The following is a 24,978-nucleotide window of genomic DNA, read 5'->3' on the forward strand; positions in this document are numbered from 1 at the left end:
TCATGCAAACCAACCTGGCATCCTGGGCACGCGATACCGACCTGGGCAAAGAGGCCGACGCCATCCTGCGGCGTTGCGTGCATTGCGGGTTTTGCACGGCCACCTGTCCGACGTATCAGGTATTGGGCGACGAGCTGGACAGTCCGCGCGGCCGCATCTACCTGATCAAGCAGGTGCTGGAGGGCGCCGAGCCCACGCAGTCCACGCAACAGCACCTGGACCGCTGCCTGACGTGCCGCAATTGCGAAACCACATGTCCGTCCGGCGTTGAATACGGCCATCTGATCGATATCGGGCGCAAGATCGTGGACGAGCGCGTTCCGCGTTCCTGGGCCGAAAAGGCCAAGCGCAATTTTCTGCGTCGCGCCATGCTGTCGCCGATGTTCGCACCGGCGATGCGGATGGGACAGGCCGTGCGCGGTTTCTTGCCTGAAGCGCTCAAGCGCAAGGTGCCGGAACGCCGCGACGCAGGCCCGTTGCCCGCCGTGGCCGGGCATGCGCGGCAAGTGCTGATGCTGGCCGGTTGCGTGCAGCCGGCCATGATGCCCACGATCGACGCGGCCACGATCCGCGTGCTAGATGCCGTGGGCATCGGTGCACGCATCGCGCCGGGCGCCGGGTGCTGCGGCGCAGTCAGCTTCCACCTGGACGCGCAGGACGCGGCGCTGGCGCAGATGCGTGCCAATGTCGACGCCTGGTGGCCGCTGGTCCAGGACGGGGGCGTCGAAGCCATCGTCATGAACGCGTCGGGCTGCGGTGCGATGGTGAAGGATTACGCGCACCACCTCAAACACGATCCCGCGTACGCCCAGAAGGCCGCGGATATCGTCGCGCTGGTGAAGGACGTGGCCGAGATCGTGGCGCCGCATGCCGAACAGCTGCGCGCACGGTTGCCGGCCGGCACGCGGGCCGCATTCCATCCGCCCTGCACCTTGCAGCACTGGCAGGGGCTGCGGCCGCTGTCGGAGCAACTGCTGGCAGACCTGGGGTTTGAACTGCTGCCGTTCGCCGACAAGCACTTGTGTTGCGGTTCGGCGGGGGCCTATTCGGTGCTGAACCCGGAGATCGCGCTGGAACTGCGCGACCGCAAGCTGGGCGCCATCGCGGCAGGCGGGCCGGACGTGATCCTGTCGGCCAACATCGGCTGCATCGGGCATCTGCAAAGCGGCACCGATACGCCCGTGCGGCATTGGGTGGAAGTCGTGGACGAACAGTTGCAGAAGGCGGTTGCCGCATAAGGGCAGGAGGTTCCCACGAACGCCCCGTTCGGGGCATTCGTGGGCAGGCGGCGGTTACTCCACCGCTTTCACCATGTCTTCCAGCACTTTTTTCGCGTCGCCGAACACCATCATCGTGCGATCCATGTAGAACAGCTCGTTGTCCAGGCCCGCATAGCCCGAGGCCATCGAGCGCTTGTTCACGATCACGGTGCGCGCCTTGTAGGCTTCCAGGATGGGCATGCCGGCGATCGGAGACTTCGGATCGTTCTTGGCGGCCGGGTTGACCACGTCGTTGGCGCCCAACACCAGCACCACGTCGGTCTGCGCGAACTCGCTGTTGATGTCTTCCATTTCGAAGACCTGGTCGTAGGGCACTTCGGCCTCGGCCAGCAGCACGTTCATGTGGCCGGGCATGCGTCCGGCGACCGGGTGGATGGCGTACTTGACCGTCACGCCGCGTTCGGTGAGCTTGGTTGCCAGTTCCTTCAGCGCATGCTGCGCGCGCGCCACCGCCAGGCCGTAGCCCGGCACGATGGTCACGCTTTCGGCGTTGGTCATCAGGAAGGCGGCGTCGTCCGCGCTGCCCGATTTGACGCTGCGCTGCTGGCCCGCGCCGGCATCCGCGCCGCCGCCCGCCTGGCCGCCGAAGCCGCCCAGGATCACGTTGAAGAACGACCGGTTCATCGCCTTGCACATGATGTAGGACAGGATTGCGCCAGACGACCCCACCAGCGAGCCGGCGATGATCAGCATCGGGTTGTTCAGCGAAAAGCCGATGCCGGCCGCCGCCCAGCCCGAGTAGCTGTTCAGCATGGACACCACCACCGGCATGTCCGCACCGCCGATCGGAATGATGATCAGCACGCCCAGCACGAAGGCCACCAGCGTCATGATGACGAAGGGCGTCCAGTCCTGCGTCAGCATGAACCACACGCCGCAGCCCAGCATCACGAGCGCCAGCGCCAGGTTCAGCATGTGCTGGCCCGGGAACACGACGGGCGCGCCCTGGAACAGCCGGAACTTGTACTTGCCCGACAGCTTGCCGAAGGCGATGACCGAACCCGAGAACGTGATGGCGCCCACGAACGTGCCGATGAACAGCTCGAAGCGGTTGCCGGTGGGGATCATCGACCCTGCCGCGACGATGCCGAAGGCATGCGGTTCGGCCACGACCGCGACGGCAATGGCGACGGCCGCCAGGCCGATCATGCTGTGCATGAAGGCAACCAGTTCCGGCATCTTCGTCATTTCGACGCGGCGCGCCATCAGCGTGCCGACGGTGCCGCCCACCAGCAGGCCCAGCAGGACCCAGCCCAGGCCGACCGTGGCGGTGCCTTCGCGGGCCAGGCCGACAATGAGCGCCGCGGTCGTCAGCACGGCGATTGCCATGCCGGCCATGCCGAAGGCGTTGCCCAGCCGCGAGGTGGTGGGATGCGACAGACCCTTGAGCGCCTGGATGAAGCAGACCGAGGCGATCAGGTACAGCAGGGTGACGAGGTTAAGCGAGATCATTTCGCTTCCTCCTTGCCCGGCTTGCGATCCTTTTTCTTGAACATCTCCAGCATGCGCCGGGTCACCAGGAAGCCGCCGAAGACGTTCACCGCGGCCAGCGCCACGGCGAACACGCCCATGCCGCGGGCCAGTCCGCCTTCGGTCAACGCGGCCGCCAGCATGGCGCCCACGATGATGATGGCCGAGATGGCGTTGGTGACTGCCATCAGCGGCGTGTGCAGGGCGGGGGTGACGTTCCACACGACGTGGTAGCCGACATAGATGGCCAGCACGAAGATGATGAGGTTCATCAGGGTGGGGTTGATCGCTTCCATGTTCAGGTCCTCCGCGTCACATTGCCGCCTTCGCACACCAGGCAGGCCGCCACGATTTCATCGTCGCGCTGGATTGCCAGCGCGCCGTCCGCATTGATGATGAGCTTCAGGAAGTCCAGGATGTTGCGCGCGTACAGCGCGGACGCATCGGTGGCCACCAGGCCGGGCAGGTTGGTCAGCCCGATGATCGTCACGCCGTGCTTCTCCACGACCTGGCCTTTCTCGGACAAGGGGCAGTTGCCGCCGCGTTCGACGGCCAGGTCGACCAGCACCGAGCCGGGCTTCATGGCCGCGACGGTTTCCGCGGACACCAGCGTTGGTGCGGGACGGCCCGGGATCAGGGCCGTGGTGATGACGAGGTCCGCCTGCTTGCAGCGTTCGGACACCAGCGCCGCCTGCCGCGCCATCCAGCTGGGCGGCATGGCGCGCGCGTAGCCGCCTGTGCCTTGGGCGATCTCGCGTTCCTCTTCGGTCTCGAAAGGCACGTCGATGAACTTGGCGCCCAGCGATTCCACCTGTTCGCGCGCGGCGGGACGCACGTCGGACGCTTCGACCACCGCGCCCAGGCGCTTGGCCGTGGCGATGGCCTGCAGACCGGCCACGCCGGTGCCTAGGACCACCGCGCGCGCGGCTTTCAGGGTGCCGGCGGCGGTCATCATCATCGGGATCAGCCGGCCGTAATGGTGCGCCGCCAGCAGCACGGCCTTGTAGCCGGCCAGGTTGGCTTGCGAGGACAGCACGTCCAGGCTTTGGGCGCGCGTGATGCGGGGGGCGGCCTCGAGCGCGAATCCGACCAGTCCTGCACCGGCCATCTGCTCCAGGCCTTCGGCATCAAACGGATCGAGCATGCCGACCACGACCGTGCCGGGCTTCATGTGCGGTAATTCCGCGGCGGAGGGCGCACGAACCTTCATGACCAGTTCGGCGCCCAGGGCATCCTGGGCGGAACCGAGCGTGGCGCCCGCGGCCTCGTAGGCGTCGTCCAGATAGCGGGCCGCAGTGCCTGCGCCACGCTCCACGACAACGGTGTGTTTGCCGCCTACGTACTTCTTGACGGTTTCCGGTGTTGCTGCGACACGGGTTTCCCCGTCTCGGGTTTCTTTTGGTATCCCGATGTGCATCGACGCCTCTCCTAGAAGGTTCGCCGTAGTATATGCCCCCACGCCGCTCTCGTTTCACTCGTTTGCTGCCCCCCGAGGGGGCTGGCCCGCCTTGGGGCGGCCCGGCGGCGGGCCGCCAATTCTGCTGCAGACTGGCAGGGGCGGACATTGCTTCTTTTGGCTTACGCAATCTTCCGCGCAAAAAAAAGCCCCATGGCGAACCATGGGGCTTCGGGTCTTTCAACCCACTTGCTCCGGCCAGTCTTACCACGCCGCTGGCCGGCTACTTGCGTGCAGGCGTCCGGCGTCAGGCCGTCTGCGCGCGAGTCCAGTTGATCAGCGCGGCGGTCAGGTCGCGCAGATCGGCCTTCAAGCGGCCGTAGTTTTCGGTCGGACGCAGCGTGACCTCATCCATATACAGCTTGCGGTTGATTTCGATCTGCAGGCTGTGGCGGCCTTCTTCGGGGCGGCCGAAGGCGCGCACCAGTTCCACGCCCTTGTAGGGATCGTTCACCGTGACGTTGTAGCCGCGCTCGCGCAGCCACGCCGCGATGAATTCGCGGAAGGCCGGGTCGCTGGTGCTGCCGTCGCGGTCGCCCAGCACGAAGTCGGGGTGGACCAGGCCGGGGCGGTCGGTGGCGAAGGCGCCGGCGACGCTGGGCATGGAGTGGCAGTTGATGTGCCAGACCTTGCCGAACTTCTGGTGGGCGGCGTCCAGGACCTTGCCCAGCGCGGCGTGGTAGGGCTTCCAGCAGGCGTCGATGCGGTGGCGGACTTCTTCGACCGTCAGCTTGCGGTTATAGAGCGGGGTGCCGTCGTCCAGCATGCGCCAGATCAGGCCCTTGCCCAGCTTGACCTTGGGCGAGGCGTTGATGGCGTCGGGCCAGGCCGCGTCCAGCAGCAGTTCATCGATCTCGTCGGGCGCGCGGTTGGCGTCGATGTAGGCGCGCGGAAAACCGGCGGCGATCATCGGCACGCCCATTTCCATGGCGTCGCCCCACAGGTCGTCAACCCAGGTGTCCTCGGCAGTGCGCAGTGCGCCAAAGTCCACCGCGGCCGCGAAATCGGGAGGGTAGGCGGTGCCACTGTGCGGGGAGTCCAGCACAAGCGGGGCCGAGGTTTCCGAATCCGGATATTGCTGCGGAAGGTCGAGCCGGTAAGACAGGGGTTGGGTAATTCGCATATTGGGGTCTTGCGTTCGTGAATCGGAGGCGCCCGCCCGCGCAAGCCTGCGCGGGCGGGGCCGAAGACCGCTTAGTCGATCTTCACGTTGGCTTCTTTGGCGATGCGCTTGTTCTTGGCGATTTCCGCTGCGATCTGCTTGCCAAAGTCGGCCGAGCTGTTGGCGGCCGGTTCGGCGCCCAGCGCTTCCAGGCGCGTCTTGACGTCAGCTTCTGCGCTGACCTTCTGCACCGCTGCGTTCAGCTTGGCCAGGATGGGTTCCGGCAGCTTGGCCGGGGCGACCAGGCCGAACCAGGACGCGTCGTTCACGGCCGGCAGGCCGACTTCGGCGAACGTGGGCACGTCGGGCAGGCTTGCGACCCGCTTGGGCGCGGCAACCGCCATGGCGATCAGGCGGCCGGATTGCACGTGCGGCAGGGTCGAGGGCAGGTTGTCATACATGACGTCGACCTGGCCGGCCAGCGCGTCGTTCAGCGCCGGGCCCACGCCACGGTAAGGCACGTGCATCAGGTCGGTGCCCGAGGCCATCTTGAACAGTTCGCCCATCATGTGCGAGACCGAACCGTTGCCGGCGGACGCGTACGTCAGCTTGCCCGGCTGGCTCTTGGCCAGCTTGATGAAGTCGGCCATGTTCTTGGCCTGGACCTTCGGGTTGATCGTCATGATGTTCGGCACGGCGGCCAGGTTCGAGATGGGGGTGAAGTCCTTCTCGCCATCAAACGGCAGGTTCGGGTAGATGGCCGGGTTGATGCCGTGCGTGCTGACGGTGGCGATGCCCAGGACATAGCCGTCCGGCGCGCTGCTGGCGACGAAGGCGCTGCCGATCGAGCCACCGGCGCCGCCGCGGTTTTCCACCACGACGGTCTGGCCCAGTTCCTTGCCCAGCTTGTCCGCGAACAGGCGGCCGACGATGTCGGTGGTGCCGCCGGGCGGGAAGGGGACGATCAGGCGGATGGGCTTGCTCGGATACGCGTCTTCCGCGTGTGCGATACCCGAGGTCAGCGGCATGGCCAGGGTCGCGGCGGCGACACACAGGCCCAGTACTACGTTACGGCGTTGCATGAATTCCCCTAATAAATGGAAAGCGGATGCGCAAAGGCAGACGCAAACGCAACGATTCTTTCCTGGCGAGGCGGTTTGCGCAAACGAAAGTTTCTCCGTAAGCTATGACTTTTTTTCATGCCTCTCTTGGGCCAGCATCGTTGGGACGTTACTTTTGTGTAACTTTCTTGTTGCTTTTCAATGGGCCGGAGGCAGCGGGGATCATCCCCCGGTCAAGCCCCGCTGGGGCAGGAGCCCCACGCTTCGTGGGGGCTACACATGCGACGTTTCTGTCCCTCATTAACGGATCTTCAGGCATTCGAGGTCGCGGCACGCCATAGCAGCTTCACGCGCGCGGCGCAGGAATTGTGCGTGACGCAGGGCGCCGTCAGTAAACAGGTGAAACATCTGGAAGAGTTCGTCGGCGTCGAACTATTCCTGCGGATCAGGCAAGGCCTGGTCCTGACCGAGGCCGGCCGCAGTTATCTGACCAAGATCCAGGCGGGCCTGGGCCAGATCGAGGCCGCCACGGTGGAGCTGATCGCGCACCAGGGGCAGGGCGGCACGCTCAACCTGACCTGTATGCCGACCTTCGGCGCGCGCTGGCTGATCCCGCGCCTGACGGCGTTCATGCGCCTGCGCCCGGACATCCACGTGGAGTTCCTGCCGCACCGTCAGGGCTATGACTTTTCAACGCCTGAACTGGATGCTGCCGTGCGCTTCGGCGAAGGCCTGTGGCCCGGCAGCGGCTCGGACTACATCGTCGGCCGCGAAATCGTGCCCGTCTGCAGCCCGCGCCTGATCCCGGGCGGCTGTCCGTCGCCCGAGGCCTTGCTGGCGTATCCGCTGCTGCACCACACGTCGGCGCTGGAAGGCTGGCGCGACTGGTTCGAGCAGGCCGGCTGCGACACGCGGCGCAGCCTGGAAGGGGCGCGCTTTGATCAATACGCGCTGCTGTCCCAGGCGGCGGCCGCCGGCTTCGGCGTGGCGCTGATCCCGCGTTGCCTGATCGAAGACGAATTGCGCGACGGCAAGCTGGCCGTTGCCATCCAGCTGCCCATCCGCGCGCGCATGGGCTATTACCTGTGCTATCCCGAGCAGAAGGCCAATCTGCCCACCTTGCAGGCTTTCCGGGCCTGGCTGATGGAAGTGTCGCGGGCGGCGGAGCCGCAACCGCGGGAAGACGCGCTGTCCGAACTAAAATGATCGCATCATGAGTCAAATATCTAGCAAGAAAGGCCGCGTTGTCGTCGGCATGTCGGGCGGGGTCGATTCGTCGGTCACGGCCTGGCTGTTGAAGCAGCAAGGCTATGACGTCGTCGGCCTGTTCATGAAGAACTGGGAAGACGACGACGATTCCGAATACTGTTCGACCCGCCAGGATCTGCTGGACGCGGCCAGCGTGGCCGACCTGGTGGGCGTGGACTTCGAGTTCGTCAACTTCGCCGCCGAATACAAGGACCGCGTGTTCGCGGAGTTCCTGCGCGAGTATTCTGCCGGCCGTACGCCCAATCCCGACGTCCTGTGCAATGCCGAGATCAAGTTCAAGGCCTTCCTGGACCACGCAATGGCGCTCGGCGCCGAACATATCGCCACCGGCCACTACGCGCGGGTGCGCGAGGTGCCGGCCGAGGGCGGCGGCACGCAGTTCCAGTTGCTCAAGGCGCTGGATGCGTCCAAGGACCAGAGCTACTTCCTGCACCGGCTGAACCAGGCGCAACTGTCGCGCACCCTGTTCCCGCTGGGCGAGATCCACAAGACCGAAGTGCGGCGTATCGCGCACGAGATCGGCCTGCACAACGCGGCCAAGAAGGATTCCACGGGGATCTGCTTCATCGGCGAACGGCCGTTCCGCGAATTCCTGAACCGCTACCTGCCGACCGAACCGGGGCCTATCCTGACGCCCGAAGGGCAGAAGGTCGGGCGCCACGAAGGCTTGTCCTTTTACACGCTGGGCCAGCGCAAGGGCCTGGGCGTGGGTGGCGTGAAGGGACGCCAGCGCGAAGACGGCACGGCCGAAGCCTGGTACGTGGCGCGCAAGGACCTCGAACGCAACATCCTGTACGTGGTGCAGGGGCACGACCATCCCTGGCTGCTGTCTGGCCAGTTGCAGGCGCAGGACGCCAGCTGGGTGGCGGGGCATCCGCCGGCCATCGCCGGTTACGGCGCCAAGACGCGCTATCGCCAGGCCGATGCGGCCTGCCGTTTGGACCAGGCCGAAGGCGCCACCTTCGCGCTAGATTTCGCCGAGCCGCAATGGGCTGTCACGCCCGGCCAGTCGGCCGTGCTTTACGATGGCGAGGTTTGCCTGGGCGGCGGGATCATCCTGTAATGCACGCGGGTCCGTCCTGATCGGACCCTGACAAGGCCCCGCAGGCGCGATGCCGGCGGGGCCTTCGCTCATGACAAGCAAGAAACCGAACAATAAAAGAGGAGACGGTTGTGGATGTGACGATGTTGATTTGCCTGCTGGTGCTGGGGGCGGTGGTGGGTTTTGCGGCGGGTCTGCTGGGCATTGGCGGCGGGATGGTGCTGGTGCCTTTCCTGACGATGCTGTTCGCGTGGCAAGGCATGCCGCCTGAACTGGTCGTGCACGCGGCGATCGCGACGTCCATGACGTCCATTCTCTTTACCTCGGTATCCAGCGTCAGGGCGCATCAACAGAAGGGCACGATCAAGTGGCCGATCGTGTGGGCAATGGCGCCAGGCATCATCGTGGGCGGGCTGCTGTCGGGCGGGGCGGTCTTCGCCGCGCTCAGCACGCTGTGGCTGTCGCTGTTCTTCGCGCTGTTCGTGGGCTATTCCGGCTGGAGCATGCTGCGCAACAAGAAGCCCAAGCCGGCGCGCCAGATGCCTGGCGTGGTCGGCACCAGCGCGGCGGGCGCCGGTATCGGCTTCCTGTCGGGGCTGGTCGGCGCGGGCGGCGGGTTCCTGTCCGTGCCTTTCATGGTCTGGTGCAACGTGGCCTTGCACAACGCAGTGTCCACGTCGGCCGCGCTGGGTTTTCCCATCGCGCTGGCCAACAGCGTGGGTTATGTGGTGTCGGGCCTGAACGAAGGGACCTCGCGTCCGGGCATGCTGGGCTACATCTATTGGCCGGCCCTGGTGGCGCTGGTGTGCACCAGCGTGCTGACGGCGCCGCTGGGCGCGCGCATGGCGCACCGCCTGCCGGTGCAGACCTTGAAGCGGGTGTTTGCCTGCCTGCTGTTCGCGCTGGCCGCCTACATGCTGTTCAAGGCCTGGCAGACCTTCGCGGCGCAATAGGTCGGAATTTCGGGGCGCAGAAATGCAAACCGGCCGCATTGCGCGGCCGGTAGTCAGGTGCCCGTGCGGAGTGGGCTGTCCGGGACCGCCCTCAGGCGGTCTTGGGGATGGTGTCGATGAACGATTGCCGCTGCGACAGCTTGTCGTACAGGCGGGCAAGGTTCGAATGGTTGACGCGCCAGTCGAGTGAGGCGAAGCGCAGGTCCAGGTAGCCCAGCGCGCAGCCCACGGCGATGTCCGCCAGGCTGTAGTTGATGCCCATACAGTGGGCGTTGTCGCCCAGGCTCTTGTTCATGGCATCCAGGCTGGCGTGGATCTTGCTGTACTGGCGCTCGATCCATTCGGGGCTGCGTTGCGCCTCGGGACGCTGGTTTTCCTTCACGATGGCCACGCAAGCGTCCAGGAGGCCATCGGCGATGGCTTCCCAGCATTTCACGGCGGCACGGTCGCGGCCCGGCTGCGGAATCAGGCGGGCGACGGGGGACAGGGTGTCCACGTATTCGACGATGACGCGCGAATCGAACAGCGCGCCGCCGTCTTCCATGACGAGGCAGGGCACTTTGCCCAGGGGGTTGTACGTTTGGATCTGCGTGTCGGCGGACCAGACGTTTTCGAGTTCAAGCCGGTAGTCCAGCTTTTTCTCGGCCATGACGATACGCACCTTGCGTACGTATGGACTGGTAAGCGAGCCGATCAGTTTCATGGAGTCACAAGCGGAGTCGAAAAGCGGCCGAAGTATAGCAGGCCGGCTGAACGTCGAACCGTCCGCTGGCCGGAATCTTCGCCAGTTTGCCACAATGTTGCATTCCCCCGGATGATAAAATCGTCGGGTTTTCCCATCCGTAGCCATTTCTTCTTCAGACCATGCAAATCGCCGATCAATTGAGCCAACTTAATGCCCTTTCGCCATTGGATGGCCGTTACGCTTCCCGGGGCGACGCGCTGCGCGGTCTGCTGTCCGAGGCCGGCTTCATGGCGCACCGCGTCGAAGTCGAGGTGGCGTGGCTGGTCGCCCTGTCCGACGCCGGCCTGCCCGAACTGCCCGCTTTCTCTGCGGCCGGCCGTCAGCGCCTGCAGCAGCTGGTGCAGGATTTCTCGGAATCCGACGCCGCCCGCATCAAGGACATCGAGCGCGTCACCAACCATGACGTGAAGGCCGTCGAGTACTGGCTGAAGGAAAAAGTGGCCGATGACGCCGAGCTGGCCCGTGCCGCCGAGTTCATCCACTTTGCCTGCACGTCCGAAGACATCAACAACACCTCGCACGCGCTGATGCTGTCGCGTGCGCGTGACCAGGTCGTGGTGCCGCGCCTGCGCGAGCTGGCCGCCAAGTTGAACGACATGGCCGTGGCCCAGGCCGACCAGCCGATGCTGTCGCGCACCCACGGCCAGCCGGCCAGCCCGACGACGCTCGGCAAGGAATTCGCCAACGTGGCGGCGCGCCTGAATCGCGCCATCGCCGCCATCGAAGCGGTCGAGCCCCTGGCCAAGCTCAACGGCGCCACCGGCAACTACAACGCCCACCTGTCGGCCTATCCGGAAATCGACTGGCCCGCGTTCAGCCAGCGCGTCCTGGCCGGCCTGGGCCTGACCCAGAACCGCCACACCATCCAGATCGAACCGCATGACTGGATGTCGGCCCTGTTCGACGCCATCACGCGCGCCAACATCATCGTGCTGGACCTGGACCGCGACGTCTGGGGCTACGTGGCGCTGGGCTATTTCAAGCAGCGCCTGAAGGACGGCGAGGTCGGTTCGTCGACCATGCCGCACAAGGTCAACCCGATCGACTTCGAAAACTCCGAAGGCAACCTGGGCCTGGCCAACGCCGTGCTGCGCCATCTGGCCGATAAGCTGCCGATCTCCCGTTGGCAGCGCGACCTGACCGACTCCACCGTCCTGCGCAACCTGGGCGTGGGCCTGGGCTATTGCCTGGTGGCGTGGGACGCGTGCATGCGCGGCCTGGGCAAGCTGGAAGTCAACACGGCCGCCATCGATGCGGACATCGACGCGTGCTGGGAAGTGCTGGCCGAGCCGGTGCAGACCGTCATGCGCCGCTATGGCCTGCCGCAGCCGTACGAACAGCTCAAGGCCTTGACGCGGGGCAAGGGCATTACCGAGGAAGCTCTGCGAGAATTCATCCAGGGCCTGGCGCTGCCGGACGAGCCGAAGGCCCGTTTGCTGGCGATGACCCCGCGTTCGTACATCGGACTGGCTGCAGAGCTGGCCCGGGCGGTATAGTCGCCATGCCGCGCGCGCAAGGCGCGCGGCATTGTTGTTGTCCTTACGGGAGATTGCAATGAAGAAGTTGTCCACGCTTGTCGCGTTGGCCTGTATGACGGTGGGGCCGTTGTTGGCGACCAGCGCCTCGGCGCAGTTCGCCAAGCCGGAAGACGCGGTCAAGTACCGCCAGTCGGCATTGACGCTGATGGCTTCGCACTTCGGCCGCATGACGCCGGTGGTCAAGGGGCAGGCGCCCTATGACGCCGCGCAGATCAAAGCCAACGTTGAAGTGCTGAAGACGTTGGCCGCATTGCCGTGGGCGGCTTTCGGTCCGGGTACGGAAGGCGGCGACGCCCGCCCCGAGATCTGGAGCGACGCGGCCGGCTTCAAGCAGAAGCAGCAAGCATTCCAGGACAATATCGTGAAGCTGTCGGCCGCGGCCGACGCGGGCGATCTGGACAAGCTGCGCGCGGCCTTCGGCGACGTGGGTGCAAGCTGCAAAGCCTGCCACGACGCCTACCGCAAGAAGAAGTAAGCCGCGCGCGGGCAGCCTTCGGGTGGCCTGTCAGTGCTGAACGAAAAAAGCCCCTCGATTTTTCGAGGGGCTTTTTGTTGTGAGTTCGCAGGCGGTTCAGGAAAAGGACATGTCCGCGACCACTTCCAGCGACCGTATCCACAGCACCAGGCCCGTCACGCAGGCGCCCAGCAGCAGCGCGCGCACCCAGACTGCGATGCCGTCCTGGGCGGGCGGCGTGCCGGCCGGCAAGTCCTTGGCATCGACGTCGCCGGTGATGATGGCGCGCACCAGGCGCTTGCGGCGCACCACGGCATACCAGGCGACGGCCAGCAGGTGCAGCGCGATCAGGCCGATGATGACCCACTCGTTGAGCTTGTGCCAGGACGTCAGCAGCCCCGAGGTGGCTTCGCTGACGTGTCCGAACAGCGGCCCTTGCGTCATGATGTCGTCGGTGGTGAACAGGCCGCTTGCGGCCTGGAAGCCGATGACCAGCAGCAGGGCCAGCACTGATAGCGCACCCAGCGGGTTATGGCCGGCCGGCGCGGCGGCGCCCTTCAGGTACCGGGCCACCGCGGCGGGGCCGCGCACGAACTGGCTGAAACGGGCGTAGCGCGGGCCGACAATGCCCCAAAGCAAGCGGAAGATGATCAGGCCCAGCGCCGTACAGCCAAAGCGCACGTGCCAGTCCATGTACAGGCCGCCCAGCTTTACGCTGACGAACGCGCCGACGATGCAGGCGACGAGCGCCCAGTGAAAGAGACGGGTGGGAAGGTCCCAGATGCGGATCGCGAGTCGATTGTTCTGCATGGTTGAGCTGCCTGGACGGATTGCCTGCGAATTTATCACGGGCAAAATGCAATCGCCGCGCATGAAGCGCGGCGATTTTGGCATGGATCAATGCGTGGTGCGGCGCACGGGTTCGATGCGGTGCACGTGCTCGTGGCGGAAGCGGATGCGCTGGCCAGGCACCTTCTGCGTGGACGAGCCGCAAGGCACGACTTCAGTGGTGTAGGTCGTCGTGCCGTCGATCGGCGCGTTGAAAATGACCGTCGCACGGATGGCGGGGCCGTTGGTCGGCTGCAGGTAGACGATGTCGCCGATATGGATCGGGGTGTTGTCCAGCGTCGTATGGGCCGGGCGTCGGATCAGGTCCGAGGTAGTGAAACGAGTATTCATGGTGTTTGTTCTCTTAGGTTCTAGTTATTAGAAAGCTGCGTGGTGTGCATGCCGCGCAAGATGTGGACGTAACAAAAGCGCCTCGCATCTGGTCGTTCGCCATGTCCGGCCGGGTTGATTCGGACAGGCATGCATGACACTAACGCATAAGTGTTGCCGTCCCTTTGCGCATTCTCATATTTTTGCGTGCGCGGGTAACGGTTCAATGCCGCTGTTTGATGCCGACCGTCAGTCCAAGACGGCATCGGTTCGGGCCAGGTGGCGGGCATGTTCGGTGCATGCGCTCTTTAGGCCTGAGGGGCCGCACAGAGTGGGTTGGCTCTGGCGGTTGCTGTGCGGCTGTCGTCGTTGGGTCGACTAGGGCCGCAGCGTAATCCTGTTGCTTCTGGCCAAGCCGGACTGGCGGTTTGGCGAAGGTGCTGTGGGCGGCTTCGAGGCTGCTTGCGTCGGATCCCGCCGTTCAGGTTCAGTGCCTGGGCGTTGATCGATTCAGCACGCTGGCCAGCATGGCCGTCGCTGCATTCGGAGCTGCTTTGATTGTGGAAGTTGCGCGGGGTAGTGCGCGACTTTCGTGTCGGAACCGGGATTTGCGTTTTGGCGTTGTGGGTTTTCGCAAATCGGATCGGAATCCGAGTGGCTCATCGGCAGTCAATGACGTTCAGTCATTGGCGGTGAATCAAGCCGGGTAGTTCTTGTGTGTCGTGTTTCTTGAGTGTTTCTACTGGGTTCGTGTAGAAAGACCTCAACCATCGATATTATCGCAGACCGATGGGTTTTGCAAGTCTTTTTTGAAAGGGGGCGCATAGCCCCCATGGCCGTCAGTGCGCGGCGGGGCGAGCCTGGCGCTGGGCCTCGATGATCAGGCCTTCCAGACGCGGCGACATCCGCAGTGCCACCTGCGCGCCCATCGTGCCGTCCGGCTGGCGCTCGGTTTCCAGTGCCAGGCCGATGCGTTCGTCGTTGAACGCGTCAGGGGCCGCCTCGATCTCGACATAACGGGCAAGCAGCGCGTCGACGGCCTTCTGGGCGTCCGCCAGGGCTTCGTCCGACAATTGGCCATGCCCCAGGTACTGATTCACGACGCGCGCCAAGTCGTCCATGAAGAAGAGCAGGGCGGCTGCGCCGCGGCAATCGGGCTGGGTGAACCCCCAGGAGGCGGAAGTAGCGTTTTGGGTCATCGTTGAAGCAAAGCCAGTGTTGCAGGCGGCCGATAGCACGGCCGGATCGGGCATTTTAAGGGATCGGGCAAGGAGAGGCGGCCGTGCGTCTGCATGGTGCATACTTCCACCCCTCATGATCCGATCCGCCCGACCCTCCGACCTGGCCTGCCTGGCCGATATCGAGCGCTCCGCCGCCGAGCGCTTCCGCGGCACCGCTCTGGCCTGGGCCGCCGATGGCGACACGCTGCCGTCAGAAGAATTGGCCGCGGCCCAGGCCGCCGGCCTGCTGTGGGTTGCGCAGCCCGATGATGAGGTGCGCGGATTCGCATTGGCGCGGCCGATGGGCGGCGACTTGTTCCTGGCCGAGATGTCGGTGGCCTTGCCTTGGCAGGGGCATGGCCTGGGCCGGGCGCTGTTGCAGGCGGTACTGGCGCATGCCCGGGCGACGGGTCTCTACGGGTCGGTGGTGCTGACCACGGACCGGGAGCTGGCCTGGAATGCGCCGTTCTACCGGCGGCAGGGGTTTGCCGAGCTTTCGGCGCCGCTTGCGCCGCTGTTGCAGGCCCGGCTGCAAGCGGAGTCGGACGCGGGCTTCGATGCTGCGCGGCGATGCGCGATGGCTTACCCGTTGAACGCATGATGGCTCGGACAGATCCCGACCCGGCGCGTCCTGTGTCAACTCGCTTCGATCGCAACAAAATCCGCCCACCCATGGCTGCCGTAGAGCGCTTCGGGATAATCTGCCCACGGGTGTTGGCCGTCGCCGCGGGGCGGCTGCGGCCCCCGGGGCGTCAATCCCACCAACTCAACCCCCCCCTCATGCAAGGAGGACACGCATGTCACCATGGCGAGCCTGCCTGACGGGCCTGGCAATGGCTTCAATGCTGTTCATGACGGCCTGCGTCAATAAAGAGCCCCAGGAGCGGGTCGCGTTCATCCAGTTGCTGCAAGCACGGGTAAGCAGCGACGCGTTGTTGCCCATCGGTGCGCTGACCAAAGCGGAGAAGGACGCGATAGGCGACTACGCCGACGCGTATGAGGTCATTACCGATTTCCAGAAGGCGATGGCCGAGGCCGCCGCTCCGTTGCGAGAAGTGTTGGCGGTGGAGACGATCCGGTCGGTGGGCGACATCGTCGAGCGCAAGGCCGGCTTCGAGGCCGCCCGCAAGACCCTGGCCGATAGCGCGGGCAAGCTGCAGGATGCCCGCGCAAAGGCTGATCGCGCGCGCGCCGCGATGACGCTGCCGCCCGATTTGGCGCCCGTCTATGGCGGCGCGTATGACGAAGCCGTGACCGCGCCCGCCGCAGATCTGATGCAAGCCGCCACCCGGATGGACTCCGTGGCGCGCAACGCCGTGGGCGTGGCGGATTTCGTGGCCGCCCATGCCGCGGACATTCAGTTGGTGGATGGTCAGGCCCGCGTAGCCACGCTGACGCTCCAGCAGGAACTGAACCTGCGCCTGCAGGGGCTGAACGCGCAGTCTGACGGTTTGGCGCAAGCGCGTGAAACCGTCTTGCTCGCCGTGGCGCTGGGGGCCTGAACCCGCCGCAAGGCGGACGCTTTGTACAATGCGGGTCTCGCGGCGTTCGCCGTGCCTGGAACGGAATATGAGCCAATCATCCAGCTTGCACTACAGAACCTTTCTGCTCCTGCTCGTGGTGGTCACCATCGCGTTCGGCTGGCTACTGTGGCCTTTCTACGGCGCCGTTTTCTGGGGCGCCATCCTTGCCATCATCTTTGCGCCCCTTCAGCGCCGGCTGGTTGCGCGTATCGGCGGGCGCCGCAATCTTGGCGCATTGATCACCTTGCTGCTGGTCCTGCTGCTGGTCATCCTGCCGCTGGTCGCGATCAGCGGTTCGCTGGTGAGCGAAGGCGCGAACCTGTACCAGAGCATCAAGTCGGGCGAGTTGAACTTCGGCGCCTATTTCCAGCAGGCGATGGCTGCGTTGCCGCCGTCGGTGCATGACCTGCTGGCGCGCTTCGATCTGGCCGACATTCCCAGCCTGCAGGAAAAACTCAGCGCAGGCGCGATGCAGGCCAGCCAATTCCTGGCGACCCAGGCGCTGAACATCGGGCAGGACACGTTCCAGTTCGTGATCAGTTTCGGCATCATGCTGTATCTGCTGTTTTTCCTGTTGCGCGACGGTCCGCAGCTGACGGCGCGCCTGAAGCGCGCCATGCCGCTGAGCGACGCGCACAAGCAGCACCTGTTCCGCAAGTTCACCACCGTCGTGCGCGCCACCGTCAAAGGCAACATCGCAGTGGCCGCGGCGCAGGGCGCGCTGGGCGGGATCATCTTCTGGATCCTGTCGATCCAGGGCGCGCTGCTGTGGGGCGTGATCATGGGCTTCCTGTCGCTCTTGCCCGCGATCGGCGCGGGCCTGATCTGGGCGCCTGTCGCGATTTACTTCCTGTTGACGGGCGCTATGGTCAAGGGCGCGGTGCTGATCGCGTTCGGCGTGCTGGTCATCGGCATGGTGGACAACGTGCTGCGTCCGATTCTGGTGGGCAAGGACACCAAGATGCCGGACTACGTGGTGTTGATCTCCACGCTGGGCGGCATGGCTTTGTTCGGCCTGAACGGCTTTGTGATCGGCCCGTTGATCGCCGCGTTGTTCATGGCCTGCTGGGATCTGTTCTCGCCGGCTTCGGAAGAGTTGCTGGGCAAGGCGGAAACGGCGCCGCCGCCCGCAGAGTAAGACACGTGGCGTGGCGCCTGCGGTGGCGGCGAGTCATCCGCAGGCACCGCGCCGGGTGTATGGTGTAGCAGCGTCGGCCTTATCCGGCCGGCCTTTCGTGTCGACGTCGCCACTCAGGAGCGTGTTGCATATGGAATGGAAACTGCATCGATCGGGCTGGATCGAAGAGCGCAATTTCGATATCGAATTCGCCGAAACCCCCGAAGGCTTTCACACCCGCGTCCGCATCTTCGGATTCCCGGTGCTTGAAGACACCAAGCACGTCTACCCCAACGAGGCCTTGGCGGAGAAGGGGGCGCTGACCTTGCTGAAAAGCCAGTTCACGGGCACCCCCGACCTGGAAGAGCAGTAGCTCAGCGCAGCCGCAGCAGGTTGTCGCCGATCATCAGGTCGCGGTCCGGCCGCGGCTGGGTACGCACCAGCCCTTGTTCCAGCGCCTGGCCGATGTCTTGCACGCCGGTCGCGTCATCCATGGCTTGCTCAAAGCTCTCTGCCCGCAGCCAGCCCAATTGGTGCCAGGATTGCGGCGCATCCGACACGTAGGCGATGAACTGTTCCCCGGTGCCGGGCTCGGCGTCGCGTGGCGGGATGTACAGGATGATCTCGTCCACGCCGTCGCCCGTCAGGTCGGCGAAGATCAGCCGGCAAGGCTGCGTTGCCGCCGTGTTCTGCGTGTCCGGGGGCGAGCACAGTTTCGCCCGGCCGGGTGAGTCGTCGCGCAGTGCGTTCCACCATGCGTCGGGTATCGCGCGGCCTGCCGGCGTGGTGGCGAACGCCGGTACGGGGGCCGGCGCGGGATCGGCCGCCGGTGGCTGGCCGTTAGCCCGTTTCACGTCGTCCCAGCTGTAGTAGCTGCCTTTCAGGGCCTGCGCGGCCGCCAGCGCAATCTGCGGGTCCCGCGCATTGGCTGCGCCGTCGGCCAACTGCTGCAAGGCATCGCGGCCCCAATGGCCGTAGTCCTTGCCCATCGCGTGAAAACTGAACCGCTCCGGATCCAGGCGTCCGTCGACGATCCGCCGCAGCTGGCTTTCCGCGGTCAGGCGCAGGGGATTGGCGAGCGGCGTGTTGATGGCCAGCAGCAGCCCCAGGGTGGCGAAGGCCGCGATCAGGTTGGTGGTGCCCAGGACGGCGTAGTAGCGCGTGGGCCGCAGCGCTGCCCAGGTGTAGCCCGCGCCATACAGGACCAGCATCGCGCCGCCGGCGAGTCCCCACACGCGCAGGACGGTCCAGCCGTATTGCTCCACGCGGACGACGGCGCCGTAGAGGGCTACCGCGGCCAGCGGCAGCAGGCACACCATCGCCGCACGTAGCAGCCCCCGCAGGCGCGGCCCAAAGGGTGCGGCCTCGGGGCTGTCCTGCCAGGCGGCGTTGATGAGCTTGATCCAGGCCAGCGAAAACGCGATCAGCGCGCCGGCGGAAAGCTGGACGGCCTCCAGGCCCAGCGCCATCCGGGCAGCCAGCGCCAGCGTGAACGCCAGCCCCACGACGGTGACCAGCGGCAGCAGCCACGCATTCAGCGTCAGCCAGGAACGTTGCAGCGTTTCGGTCAACGACGGGCGGCGGCGTACGCCCACCAGGCAGGCGGCCAGGATCATCGGCCAGGCGGCGAGCCGGAAGTGGGCATCGTCCACGATGGCGCGGACGGCCTGGATGCCGATCATGGTGAACATGGCGCCCGCCGCGGTCAGCAGCAGGCATACCGCCATGGCCAGGCAAGCGGCCAGCGTCAGATGCACCGCCATGCGCCAGGCGGCGCGGAAGACGGCGGGGTAGTTCCAGTGCGGCTTGCCGGCGTCCAGCGCCTGGATCAGCGGCAGCAGGATAAAGCCCGCGAGGCCGGTCAGCAGCAGCGCCAGCGCCAGGTCATTACCCTGTGGCCATCCACCCAGGTCGTGAGGCAGTGAACCGTTCGCGGACGTCAGGCCGTAGGCCGTCAGGGTGGGCAGGATCACCCCGTATGCGGCCAGCGCCGCCAGCCAGCGCCGGCCGCTGCGCATCCCGGCCAGCAAGGCGCCCGCCAGCGGTGCCAGGGCGATCCATTGCAGCAGAAAGGCCAGGGCAAACGGGTGGTTCCAGGGCCAGGCGCGCAGCGTCATGAGTTGGTGCAGGACCAGGCCGGACAGGGCGGCGATGGCGCCGTAGATCAGCACGGTCTTGTCGGATGCGGCAAGCTTGCCGGAGGCGGATGATTCAGGGGACATATTGGTCATGGCGGCGATAGTAGCAACCTGTCGCCAATGGAGATGACCAAGCGTATCCGTCTGTCAGGAAGTCGTCGCATCGCCGAAAATTTCGGAGTAAATTGGGGACGCGGAGCGAGGCGCCATCAGGTGAACCTCGCTCCGGAATACAAAGCGGGAGGCGCATGCGACCAAGGGGGATAGGCGATGGCTGATGGCGAAAGCCTGGCTGGCGCGAAGGGGCGCCCGCTGCACCGGTATTCCATGCGGACTGGTCTGCTGGCACTCGTTTTCACCTGTATTTCCCCGGCGCTGGTGGTGGCGTCGGTGGCTGTGTACGAAAGCTATGTCATTCAGAAAGAGCGCATCTTTCGCGACACCATCTTCCTGGCCCGCAACCTCACCGCCATTCTCGACCGCGAGTTGACCGGCGTCGAAGCCGGCGTGCAAATGCTGGCGACTTCGCCCGATCTGATTGGCGGGGACCTCGCAAGCTTCCATCAGCGTGCACGGGAATCGGTACGGTTCCAGATCGTGGACAGCTACGTCCTGACCGACCGCGACGGCAGGCAGATCCTCAACACGCTGGTGCCGTATGGCACCCCTTTGCCCATGAGTGGCGCACCGCAGGACTTGAGCCGAGTGTTCGAGACGCGCGCGCCGGTACTCAGCCGCCTGTTCACGGGTGGAGTCAGCAAACAGCCGACGATTGCGCTGGGCGTACCGGTGGTGCGCGGCGATGCGGTCGTCTACAGCCTGAATGTGGGCTTGTCGCCCAGCCGCATCGGCAACGCATTGGGCCGCCGGGCGCTTCCGGACGGGTGGGTGGCGGCGGTGCTGGACAGCTCCGGGACCATCGTCGCCCGCACGCGAGACGCCGCGCGGTTCGTCGGGCAGAAAGCGGTTCCCACCTTGGCCCAGGCCGTGCAGCAGGAAAGTGAGGGGGCGCTTGAGACCACCACCAAGGAAGGGACCCCGGTCTACACCGCGTTCAGCCGGTCGGCGCTTTCGGGGTGGACCGTCGCGGCCGGCGCGCCCATGACCCTGTTGACGACGGATCTATACCGCTCGATTGCGTGGCTGGCCCTGGGCACGTTGTTCGCGTTCGGCTTGGGGCTGTGGTTGGCCTTGCGCCTGGCAAACCGTCTGACTTCTGCGGTGCAGGGGCTGGTCGGCCCGGCGCTGGCGTTGGGCGAAGGCCGCACGGTCGAGTTGCCGACCACCCCGGTGAAAGAGGCTCAGGAGGTCGGCACGGCGCTATTGCAGGCCTCGCGCATGTTGGCGCATGCGCAGCATCTGGCGCACTACGATCCGCTGACGGGGTTGTGCAACCGGGTGCTGTTCGGTGAATTGATCCTGCGTGAATTGGCGGTGGCGCAGCGCAGCGGCGAATCCTTCGCGATCCTTGCGATCGACCTGGACGGTTTCAAGGCCGTCAACGACCTGCACGGCCACGCCGCTGGCGATACGGTGTTGAAGGAAGCCGCGGACCGCATGGCGCGCGCGATTCGGGTGTCCGACGTGGCGGCCCGCCTGGGTGGCGACGAATTCGCGGTTCTGCTGATGGGCGTCGCGCAGGAAAACGCCCAGATCGTCGCCGAGGCACTGGTCGAGGGCTTGTCGCTGCCCTATCCGGGTATCCGAGTCGCGGTATCGGCCAGCGTGGGCATCGCCGTCTACCCGCATTCCGGCATCACGATGCTGCAATTGCTGGAGCGTGCCGATGTGGCGCTGTACAAGGCCAAGGGGCAGGGCAAGCGGCGGGTTGCGTCGGATCTGTGATGCCGGGTGCCTCCCCATCATCCGGGGGGAGAGGCTTGCTGCGGCGCCAAGGCGGTCAGCACTTCACCTGATTTCAGGCGATACCGCTTGTCGCCCAGGGCGATGACGCGTTCGCCTTCCGATGTCCTGAGGATATAGCGCGTGGCCGGCGGCGGCGGGTCCACGGTCCCCGGATCGTCCGCCTGTAAGAAAACCTCTATCCGATAAAGCCTGCCCGACTCCGTGCTGGCGAGTACATCGCTCAATCTGCGTATGGAAATGGCCATGCGGATGCTTCTCCCTCTTCATCGTTGTTGCAGTGGGTATAGCGCTTATCGGCATGGGTTTGCCCATGCCGGCAGGTCACGACTTTAACGCCTGGTATTCGTTACACTGCCCGCCTGGCGCCGCGCCTGGCCCGCAGGCAACGCGGCGTGCAGCAATGAGCTAGCGGAACGGTAATGCAAATTTCTCCTGGCCGGAATACGGCCACCTTCCTAGGTTTGCTGGCGATCGTGCTGTGGGGCACGGTCGTCGGCCTTATTCGAAGCGTCAGCGAAAGCTTCGGCGCCATCGGGGGCGCCGCACTCATCTACACCGTGGGGTCGGCTTTTCTGGTGTGCTTGCTGGGCTTTCCGACGTTACGCAGTTTTCCCCGGCGCTATCTCATCGTCGGCAGTCTGCTGTTCGTTGCCTACGAGATCTGCCTGTCGTTGTCCTTGGGTTTCGCGCTTGACCGCGGGCAGGCCATCGAGCTTGGCATCGTCAACTATCTCTGGCCTTGCTTGACGGTGGTGCTGGCGATGGTCATCAACGGCCAGCGGGCCAACGCATGGGTGGTGCCCGGGATCGTGCTGTCGGTATGCGGCATCGTCTGGGTCGTAGGCGGATCGGGCGGACTGTCGTGGGAACGCACCTTGGCCAATGTATCGAGCAACCCCCTCAGTTATGGATTGGCATTCAGTGGCGCCATTATCTGGGCCGTCTACTGCAACGTGACGACGCGCTTTGCCGATGGCAAGAATGGCGTCGCGCTGTTCTTCATGCTGACTGCGGCGGCGTTGTGGATCAAGTATGGATTCAGCGCCGAGCCGGCGCTGGCGTTTACCGGACCTGCCACGCTCGAGCTGTGCGTGACCGGCGGCGCGATGGCGGCCGGTTATGCGCTGTGGAACGTGGGAATACTCAAGGGCAACTTGACCTTGCTGGCCACGGCGTCCTACTTCACACCCGTGCTTTCCACCTTCTTCGCAGCCGTATGGCTGTCGACCCGCCTTACTCCGCCGTTCTGGCAAGGCGTGGCGATGGTCACCGCCGGTTCGTTGTTGTGCTGGGCGGCGACGCGTGGCAAGCCCGCCCGGGGCGGATAGCCCTGGCAGGTTGCCGAGAGGAAGGAAGCGTCAGTCGATCAGCATGGTCTGGGCGACCGCGTAGCCCAGCGGGATCAACAAGAGCGAAGCAAAGGTAGAACTGACAATCGCCGCCGAAATCTTCAGCCAGGGCTCGGGCCCCGCGCTTTGAATCGTTTGAATCACCAACGCGACGATACCCATAACCATAAAACAGCTGATAACCACTGCTACGTAAGTCATGTTGTCTCCGTCCTCGCCTGATTAAAGGGATGCGGCGCCGCTTGTGCGGTCTCTGTATTTGTACTGATTGTGCGCCTGTATTCGCGGCGTGGACCCTAGGGTTTTCCTGGCGGAAACCGTGTGGTGTGGCGTTTTTGCCTCGGGGTCTGCAGCATGGATTCATGTGCTTGCGCAGCATTTCGAACGGCGTTCGGCGCAGTGCGGTGGCTGGGCGGGTTTGCGCTACGATGGGGGCATCCCATCACTGAAAAGGCTGCCAGATGCCGCACAGATTGCGCCCCGGCACGCGTGCCACGCTACAGGTCAGGCAATTGATGCCCGGCGAGTTCGCGTGGATCATCACCTTGCTCGATCCCGAATCCGGTAATGTGCACAGCACCAATTATTCGGAACGGCGCTATGCAAGCCAGGACGAAGCCTCTGCCGCCGGCAAGGCGGCCGTGATGGCATTTCTGGGCAGCGATGGCATAAATGGCCTGGATCTGCAAAGGGACGACAAGGCCAAGCCTTGATGCCGTCTTGCTCGGCACCACCGGAAAGCCCTCGAAAGAGGGCTTTTTTGATCAGCGGGTCCGGGAACGCTAATTGCTGTAAAGCGGGCGGCGCGTTTGACGCCGGAGGAGCTACACCATGACCCCATCCCCGCATCGAGAACCCGGCCTGCCCGACGACCTGCCGCCGGACGATCCCTCGCTACCCGGCAACCTGCCGCCTGACGATCCGTTGCCGGATCCGAATCAGCCGCCCGATGATCCGCCGGCTCACGATCCCACCCCCCCCGCTCCAGACCCGCGCCTGCCGGGTGCAATTGACCTGGCCTGAGCGCCGGCGTCGCAATGCAATGACAACCATGAGGAGTCCGTTATGCGTTCCATCTTGCTGTGGCTGATAGGCGTGCCTATTCCCATCATCATCCTGCTGGCGCTTTTCTGGCACTGACGTGCCATCCGTTTCCCGTGCCGCAGCCGGCCCGATCAGGGCCCGCTTGCGTCGCGACAAAACAATCAACAAGGAATCACCATGGAAAACGCATCTTCATTGAGCCAGCCCTACGGCGGCGGCGTGCCTCCGCACGAATCGGCCGTCTCGGCGGTGTCCTGGGCCGCAGTGATCGCGGGCGCGGTGATCGCCGCCGCGCTGTCGCTGGCGCTGTTCGCCGGCGGCACCGGCCTGGGCTTTCTGTCCGTGTCGCCGTGGGCGGATGAGGGCATGTCGGCCCCCGCGGTCGGCATCAGCATCATTGCGTGGATGCTGTTCACGCAGATCGTGGCCTACGGCATCGGTGGGTATGTGGCCGGCCGCCTGCGCACGAAGTGGGTGGATGTGCATTCGGACGAGGTCTATTTCCGCGATACGGCGCATGGCTTCCTGGTATGGGCGCTGAGTGCAGTGGTCAGCGCCGCGCTGCTGGGTTCGGCGATCGCTACCGTAGCCTCCGGTGCCGCCAAGACGGGTGCGACCGTGGCGGCAGGGGCGGGCGCAGCAGTCACGGCGACCGCGGCGGCCGGCGCAAGCGGTGGCGGCATGGACCGTGCGACCGACTACTTCACGGACACGCTGCTGCGTTCTGATCGCCCCGATGCGGGCGGCGACCGCAATACCGCGAGGGCCGAAGTGGGCCGCATCGTGGCAATGAGCCTGGCGCGTGGCGATATCGCTCCCGAAGACCGTGACTATGTGGTGAAGGTGGTGGCCGCACAAACCGGCGTCGAACCCGCCGTGGCGCAGCGCCGTGTCGAGCAGGCGATCGCCAATGCCAAGAAGGCGGCGGAAGACGCCAAGCAAAAGGCCAAGGAAGCCGCCGACAAGGCGCGCAAGGCTGCAGCCGCATTTGCGCTGTGGGGCTTTGCCTCCATGTTGATCGGCGCCTTTGTGGCGAGTCTGGCGGCAACCTGGGGCGGCAAGCGCCGCGACGCATTGCGTCGCATTTGATGCTCGCGCTGCGTTGCGTGCGATGTTGCGTGCGATGTTGCGTGCGATGTTGCGTGTGATGTCTGCTGTCATCGGCCACTGTGGTTTGCAGTGGTCGATGACGA

At 65.2% G+C, this 24,978-nt stretch carries 27 protein-coding genes; 15 read left to right on the forward strand and 12 right to left on the reverse strand.

What is annotated here, in order from left to right; genetic code table 11:
- Nucleotides 1-2 precede the first annotated feature (2 nt).
- Complete coding sequence (glcF, locus tag AC3WMU_RS23405; RefSeq protein ID WP_492283037.1) at nucleotides 3-1,238, forward strand: glycolate oxidase subunit GlcF; 1,236 nt, start codon at nucleotides 3-5, stop codon at nucleotides 1,236-1,238.
- A 54-nt stretch (nucleotides 1,239-1,292) separates the two neighbouring features.
- On the opposite strand, the gene AC3WMU_RS23410 is transcribed toward glcF, so the two are convergent.
- The 5 genes from AC3WMU_RS23410 to AC3WMU_RS23430 all read right to left on the reverse strand — a co-directional run bounded on the left by AC3WMU_RS23410 (nucleotide 1,293) and on the right by AC3WMU_RS23430 (nucleotide 6,390).
- Entirely contained in the window at nucleotides 1,293-2,732 is a 1,440-nt protein-coding gene (locus tag AC3WMU_RS23410; RefSeq protein ID WP_006224973.1) for an NAD(P)(+) transhydrogenase (Re/Si-specific) subunit beta, read from the reverse strand.
- A complete protein-coding gene (locus tag AC3WMU_RS23415) occupies nucleotides 2,729-3,046 on the reverse strand; it encodes an NAD(P) transhydrogenase subunit alpha part 2 (protein WP_006224972.1) in 318 nt (105 codons plus the stop codon). Before AC3WMU_RS23415 ends, AC3WMU_RS23410 begins: the two co-directional genes overlap by 4 nt.
- Nucleotides 3,047-3,048: 2 nt before the next feature.
- Nucleotides 3,049-4,167, reverse strand: coding sequence for a Re/Si-specific NAD(P)(+) transhydrogenase subunit alpha (locus AC3WMU_RS23420; protein WP_006224971.1), 1,119 nt, complete (start codon nucleotides 4,165-4,167; stop codon nucleotides 3,049-3,051).
- A gap of 286 nt (nucleotides 4,168-4,453) precedes the next feature.
- On the reverse strand, nucleotides 4,454-5,329 hold the full coding sequence (locus AC3WMU_RS23425) for an N-formylglutamate amidohydrolase (RefSeq protein ID WP_035213185.1): 876 nt from the start codon (nucleotides 5,327-5,329) through the stop codon (nucleotides 4,454-4,456).
- A gap of 71 nt (nucleotides 5,330-5,400) precedes the next feature.
- A complete protein-coding gene (locus tag AC3WMU_RS23430) occupies nucleotides 5,401-6,390 on the reverse strand; it encodes a Bug family tripartite tricarboxylate transporter substrate binding protein (protein ID WP_006224969.1) in 990 nt (329 codons plus the stop codon).
- Between the two features lie 258 nt (nucleotides 6,391-6,648).
- Between AC3WMU_RS23430 and AC3WMU_RS23435 the strand changes: the two genes are divergently transcribed.
- The 3 genes from AC3WMU_RS23435 (at nucleotide 6,649) to AC3WMU_RS23445 (ending at nucleotide 9,633) form a co-directional block, all read left to right on the forward strand.
- Nucleotides 6,649-7,575 carry a LysR substrate-binding domain-containing protein gene (locus AC3WMU_RS23435; protein ID WP_035213183.1) on the forward strand — a complete coding sequence of 309 codons (927 nt, stop codon included), beginning with the start codon at nucleotides 6,649-6,651 and terminating at the stop codon, nucleotides 7,573-7,575.
- A 7-nt stretch (nucleotides 7,576-7,582) separates the two neighbouring features.
- Nucleotides 7,583-8,701, forward strand: coding sequence for a tRNA 2-thiouridine(34) synthase MnmA (mnmA, locus tag AC3WMU_RS23440; RefSeq protein ID WP_088590606.1), 1,119 nt, complete (start codon nucleotides 7,583-7,585; stop codon nucleotides 8,699-8,701).
- Nucleotides 8,702-8,811: 110 nt separating this feature from the next.
- Nucleotides 8,812-9,633, forward strand: a complete 822-nt coding sequence (locus AC3WMU_RS23445) for a sulfite exporter TauE/SafE family protein (RefSeq protein ID WP_280029950.1) — start codon at nucleotides 8,812-8,814, stop codon at nucleotides 9,631-9,633.
- Between the two features lie 91 nt (nucleotides 9,634-9,724).
- Here AC3WMU_RS23445 and AC3WMU_RS23450 read toward each other — a convergent pair whose 3' ends face one another.
- Entirely contained in the window at nucleotides 9,725-10,336 is a 612-nt protein-coding gene (locus AC3WMU_RS23450) for a glutathione S-transferase (RefSeq protein WP_006224965.1), read from the reverse strand.
- Between the two features lie 161 nt (nucleotides 10,337-10,497).
- On the opposite strand from AC3WMU_RS23450, the gene purB reads away from it, so the two are divergent.
- Entirely contained in the window at nucleotides 10,498-11,874 is a 1,377-nt protein-coding gene (gene purB, locus AC3WMU_RS23455; RefSeq protein WP_492283038.1) for an adenylosuccinate lyase, read from the forward strand.
- A gap of 58 nt (nucleotides 11,875-11,932) precedes the next feature.
- On the forward strand, nucleotides 11,933-12,391 hold the full coding sequence (locus AC3WMU_RS23460) for a c-type cytochrome (protein ID WP_006224963.1): 459 nt from the start codon (nucleotides 11,933-11,935) through the stop codon (nucleotides 12,389-12,391).
- Between the two features lie 96 nt (nucleotides 12,392-12,487).
- On the opposite strand, the gene AC3WMU_RS23465 is transcribed toward AC3WMU_RS23460, so the two are convergent.
- The 3 genes from AC3WMU_RS23465 to AC3WMU_RS23475 all read right to left on the reverse strand — a co-directional run bounded on the left by AC3WMU_RS23465 (nucleotide 12,488) and on the right by AC3WMU_RS23475 (nucleotide 14,727).
- Nucleotides 12,488-13,180, reverse strand: coding sequence for a cytochrome b/b6 domain-containing protein (locus tag AC3WMU_RS23465; RefSeq protein ID WP_492283039.1), 693 nt, complete (start codon nucleotides 13,178-13,180; stop codon nucleotides 12,488-12,490).
- An 87-nt stretch (nucleotides 13,181-13,267) separates the two neighbouring features.
- Nucleotides 13,268-13,549, reverse strand: coding sequence for a hypothetical protein (locus AC3WMU_RS23470; RefSeq protein ID WP_006224961.1), 282 nt, complete (start codon nucleotides 13,547-13,549; stop codon nucleotides 13,268-13,270).
- Between the two features lie 818 nt (nucleotides 13,550-14,367).
- Nucleotides 14,368-14,727, reverse strand: a complete 360-nt coding sequence (locus AC3WMU_RS23475) for a hypothetical protein (RefSeq protein WP_006224960.1) — start codon at nucleotides 14,725-14,727, stop codon at nucleotides 14,368-14,370.
- Nucleotides 14,728-14,842: 115 nt separating this feature from the next.
- Between AC3WMU_RS23475 and AC3WMU_RS23480 the strand changes: the two genes are divergently transcribed.
- The 4 genes from AC3WMU_RS23480 to AC3WMU_RS23495 all read left to right on the forward strand — a co-directional run bounded on the left by AC3WMU_RS23480 (nucleotide 14,843) and on the right by AC3WMU_RS23495 (nucleotide 17,761).
- A complete protein-coding gene (locus tag AC3WMU_RS23480) occupies nucleotides 14,843-15,349 on the forward strand; it encodes a GNAT family N-acetyltransferase (protein WP_454676398.1) in 507 nt (168 codons plus the stop codon).
- A 196-nt stretch (nucleotides 15,350-15,545) separates the two neighbouring features.
- The gene (locus AC3WMU_RS23485) at nucleotides 15,546-16,250 is read left to right on the forward strand and encodes a DUF3053 family protein (protein WP_492283040.1); all 705 of its coding nucleotides are present in this window, start codon (nucleotides 15,546-15,548) and stop codon (nucleotides 16,248-16,250) included.
- Between the two features lie 67 nt (nucleotides 16,251-16,317).
- Nucleotides 16,318-17,409 (forward strand): AI-2E family transporter, encoded by a 1,092-nt coding sequence (locus AC3WMU_RS23490; protein WP_280029944.1) that lies wholly within the window; start codon nucleotides 16,318-16,320, stop codon nucleotides 17,407-17,409.
- Between the two features lie 130 nt (nucleotides 17,410-17,539).
- Nucleotides 17,540-17,761 (forward strand): hypothetical protein, encoded by a 222-nt coding sequence (locus AC3WMU_RS23495; protein ID WP_006224956.1) that lies wholly within the window; start codon nucleotides 17,540-17,542, stop codon nucleotides 17,759-17,761.
- 1 nt (nucleotide 17,762) lies between these two features.
- Here AC3WMU_RS23495 and AC3WMU_RS23500 read toward each other — a convergent pair whose 3' ends face one another.
- Nucleotides 17,763-19,610: a DUF4153 domain-containing protein gene (locus AC3WMU_RS23500; protein WP_492283041.1), complete on the reverse strand. Its 1,848-nt coding sequence runs from the start codon at nucleotides 19,608-19,610 to the stop codon at nucleotides 17,763-17,765.
- A 186-nt stretch (nucleotides 19,611-19,796) separates the two neighbouring features.
- Here AC3WMU_RS23500 and AC3WMU_RS23505 point away from each other — a divergent pair, with 186 nt between their 5' ends.
- A complete protein-coding gene (locus tag AC3WMU_RS23505) occupies nucleotides 19,797-21,371 on the forward strand; it encodes a diguanylate cyclase (RefSeq protein ID WP_492283042.1) in 1,575 nt (524 codons plus the stop codon).
- A 17-nt stretch (nucleotides 21,372-21,388) separates the two neighbouring features.
- On the opposite strand, the gene AC3WMU_RS23510 is transcribed toward AC3WMU_RS23505, so the two are convergent.
- The gene (locus tag AC3WMU_RS23510; RefSeq protein WP_006224953.1) at nucleotides 21,389-21,637 is read right to left on the reverse strand and encodes a hypothetical protein; all 249 of its coding nucleotides are present in this window, start codon (nucleotides 21,635-21,637) and stop codon (nucleotides 21,389-21,391) included.
- A 174-nt stretch (nucleotides 21,638-21,811) separates the two neighbouring features.
- On the opposite strand from AC3WMU_RS23510, the gene yddG reads away from it, so the two are divergent.
- Nucleotides 21,812-22,720, forward strand: coding sequence for an aromatic amino acid DMT transporter YddG (gene yddG, locus AC3WMU_RS23515; protein WP_035213177.1), 909 nt, complete (start codon nucleotides 21,812-21,814; stop codon nucleotides 22,718-22,720).
- Between the two features lie 30 nt (nucleotides 22,721-22,750).
- On the opposite strand, the gene AC3WMU_RS23520 is transcribed toward yddG, so the two are convergent.
- A complete protein-coding gene (locus AC3WMU_RS23520) occupies nucleotides 22,751-22,942 on the reverse strand; it encodes a hypothetical protein (protein WP_006224951.1) in 192 nt (63 codons plus the stop codon).
- A 260-nt stretch (nucleotides 22,943-23,202) separates the two neighbouring features.
- Between AC3WMU_RS23520 and AC3WMU_RS23525 the strand changes: the two genes are divergently transcribed.
- The 3 genes from AC3WMU_RS23525 to AC3WMU_RS23535 all read left to right on the forward strand — a co-directional run bounded on the left by AC3WMU_RS23525 (nucleotide 23,203) and on the right by AC3WMU_RS23535 (nucleotide 24,874).
- Nucleotides 23,203-23,454 (forward strand): hypothetical protein, encoded by a 252-nt coding sequence (locus AC3WMU_RS23525; protein ID WP_035213175.1) that lies wholly within the window; start codon nucleotides 23,203-23,205, stop codon nucleotides 23,452-23,454.
- A 118-nt stretch (nucleotides 23,455-23,572) separates the two neighbouring features.
- A complete protein-coding gene (locus AC3WMU_RS23530; protein ID WP_081534216.1) occupies nucleotides 23,573-23,764 on the forward strand; it encodes a hypothetical protein in 192 nt (63 codons plus the stop codon).
- Between the two features lie 198 nt (nucleotides 23,765-23,962).
- Nucleotides 23,963-24,874: a hypothetical protein gene (locus AC3WMU_RS23535; protein WP_006224949.1), complete on the forward strand. Its 912-nt coding sequence runs from the start codon at nucleotides 23,963-23,965 to the stop codon at nucleotides 24,872-24,874.
- The last annotated feature ends 104 nt before the right edge of the window (nucleotides 24,875-24,978 follow it).

This window comes from Achromobacter sp. FW305-C-13 (assembly GCF_058783475.1).

What these genes read in the sequence shown, in the direction of transcription:
- glcF (WP_492283037.1), top strand. Translation starts at nt 3, where the DNA reads ATGCAAACCAACCTGGCATCCTGGGCACGCGATACCGACCTGGGCAAA.
- AC3WMU_RS23410 (WP_006224973.1), bottom strand. Translation starts at nt 2,732, where the DNA reads ATGATCTCGCTTAACCTCGTCACCCTGCTGTACCTGATCGCCTCGGTC.
- AC3WMU_RS23415 (WP_006224972.1), bottom strand. Translation starts at nt 3,046, where the DNA reads ATGGAAGCGATCAACCCCACCCTGATGAACCTCATCATCTTCGTGCTG.
- AC3WMU_RS23420 (WP_006224971.1), bottom strand. Translation starts at nt 4,167, where the DNA reads ATGCACATCGGGATACCAAAAGAAACCCGAGACGGGGAAACCCGTGTC.
- AC3WMU_RS23425 (WP_035213185.1), bottom strand. Translation starts at nt 5,329, where the DNA reads ATGCGAATTACCCAACCCCTGTCTTACCGGCTCGACCTTCCGCAGCAA.
- AC3WMU_RS23430 (WP_006224969.1), bottom strand. Translation starts at nt 6,390, where the DNA reads ATGCAACGCCGTAACGTAGTACTGGGCCTGTGTGTCGCCGCCGCGACC.
- AC3WMU_RS23435 (WP_035213183.1), top strand. Translation starts at nt 6,649, where the DNA reads ATGCGACGTTTCTGTCCCTCATTAACGGATCTTCAGGCATTCGAGGTC.
- mnmA (WP_088590606.1), top strand. Translation starts at nt 7,583, where the DNA reads ATGAGTCAAATATCTAGCAAGAAAGGCCGCGTTGTCGTCGGCATGTCG.
- AC3WMU_RS23450 (WP_006224965.1), bottom strand. Translation starts at nt 10,336, where the DNA reads ATGAAACTGATCGGCTCGCTTACCAGTCCATACGTACGCAAGGTGCGT.
- purB (WP_492283038.1), top strand. Translation starts at nt 10,498, where the DNA reads ATGCAAATCGCCGATCAATTGAGCCAACTTAATGCCCTTTCGCCATTG.
- AC3WMU_RS23460 (WP_006224963.1), top strand. Translation starts at nt 11,933, where the DNA reads ATGAAGAAGTTGTCCACGCTTGTCGCGTTGGCCTGTATGACGGTGGGG.
- AC3WMU_RS23465 (WP_492283039.1), bottom strand. Translation starts at nt 13,180, where the DNA reads ATGCAGAACAATCGACTCGCGATCCGCATCTGGGACCTTCCCACCCGT.
- AC3WMU_RS23470 (WP_006224961.1), bottom strand. Translation starts at nt 13,549, where the DNA reads ATGAATACTCGTTTCACTACCTCGGACCTGATCCGACGCCCGGCCCAT.
- AC3WMU_RS23475 (WP_006224960.1), bottom strand. Translation starts at nt 14,727, where the DNA reads ATGACCCAAAACGCTACTTCCGCCTCCTGGGGGTTCACCCAGCCCGAT.
- AC3WMU_RS23480 (WP_454676398.1), top strand. Translation starts at nt 14,843, where the DNA reads ATGATCCGATCCGCCCGACCCTCCGACCTGGCCTGCCTGGCCGATATC.
- AC3WMU_RS23485 (WP_492283040.1), top strand. Translation starts at nt 15,546, where the DNA reads ATGTCACCATGGCGAGCCTGCCTGACGGGCCTGGCAATGGCTTCAATG.
- AC3WMU_RS23490 (WP_280029944.1), top strand. Translation starts at nt 16,318, where the DNA reads ATGAGCCAATCATCCAGCTTGCACTACAGAACCTTTCTGCTCCTGCTC.
- AC3WMU_RS23495 (WP_006224956.1), top strand. Translation starts at nt 17,540, where the DNA reads ATGGAATGGAAACTGCATCGATCGGGCTGGATCGAAGAGCGCAATTTC.
- AC3WMU_RS23500 (WP_492283041.1), bottom strand. Translation starts at nt 19,610, where the DNA reads ATGTCCCCTGAATCATCCGCCTCCGGCAAGCTTGCCGCATCCGACAAG.
- AC3WMU_RS23505 (WP_492283042.1), top strand. Translation starts at nt 19,797, where the DNA reads ATGGCTGATGGCGAAAGCCTGGCTGGCGCGAAGGGGCGCCCGCTGCAC.
- AC3WMU_RS23510 (WP_006224953.1), bottom strand. Translation starts at nt 21,637, where the DNA reads ATGGCCATTTCCATACGCAGATTGAGCGATGTACTCGCCAGCACGGAG.
- yddG (WP_035213177.1), top strand. Translation starts at nt 21,812, where the DNA reads ATGCAAATTTCTCCTGGCCGGAATACGGCCACCTTCCTAGGTTTGCTG.
- AC3WMU_RS23520 (WP_006224951.1), bottom strand. Translation starts at nt 22,942, where the DNA reads ATGACTTACGTAGCAGTGGTTATCAGCTGTTTTATGGTTATGGGTATC.
- AC3WMU_RS23525 (WP_035213175.1), top strand. Translation starts at nt 23,203, where the DNA reads ATGCCGCACAGATTGCGCCCCGGCACGCGTGCCACGCTACAGGTCAGG.
- AC3WMU_RS23530 (WP_081534216.1), top strand. Translation starts at nt 23,573, where the DNA reads ATGACCCCATCCCCGCATCGAGAACCCGGCCTGCCCGACGACCTGCCG.
- AC3WMU_RS23535 (WP_006224949.1), top strand. Translation starts at nt 23,963, where the DNA reads ATGGAAAACGCATCTTCATTGAGCCAGCCCTACGGCGGCGGCGTGCCT.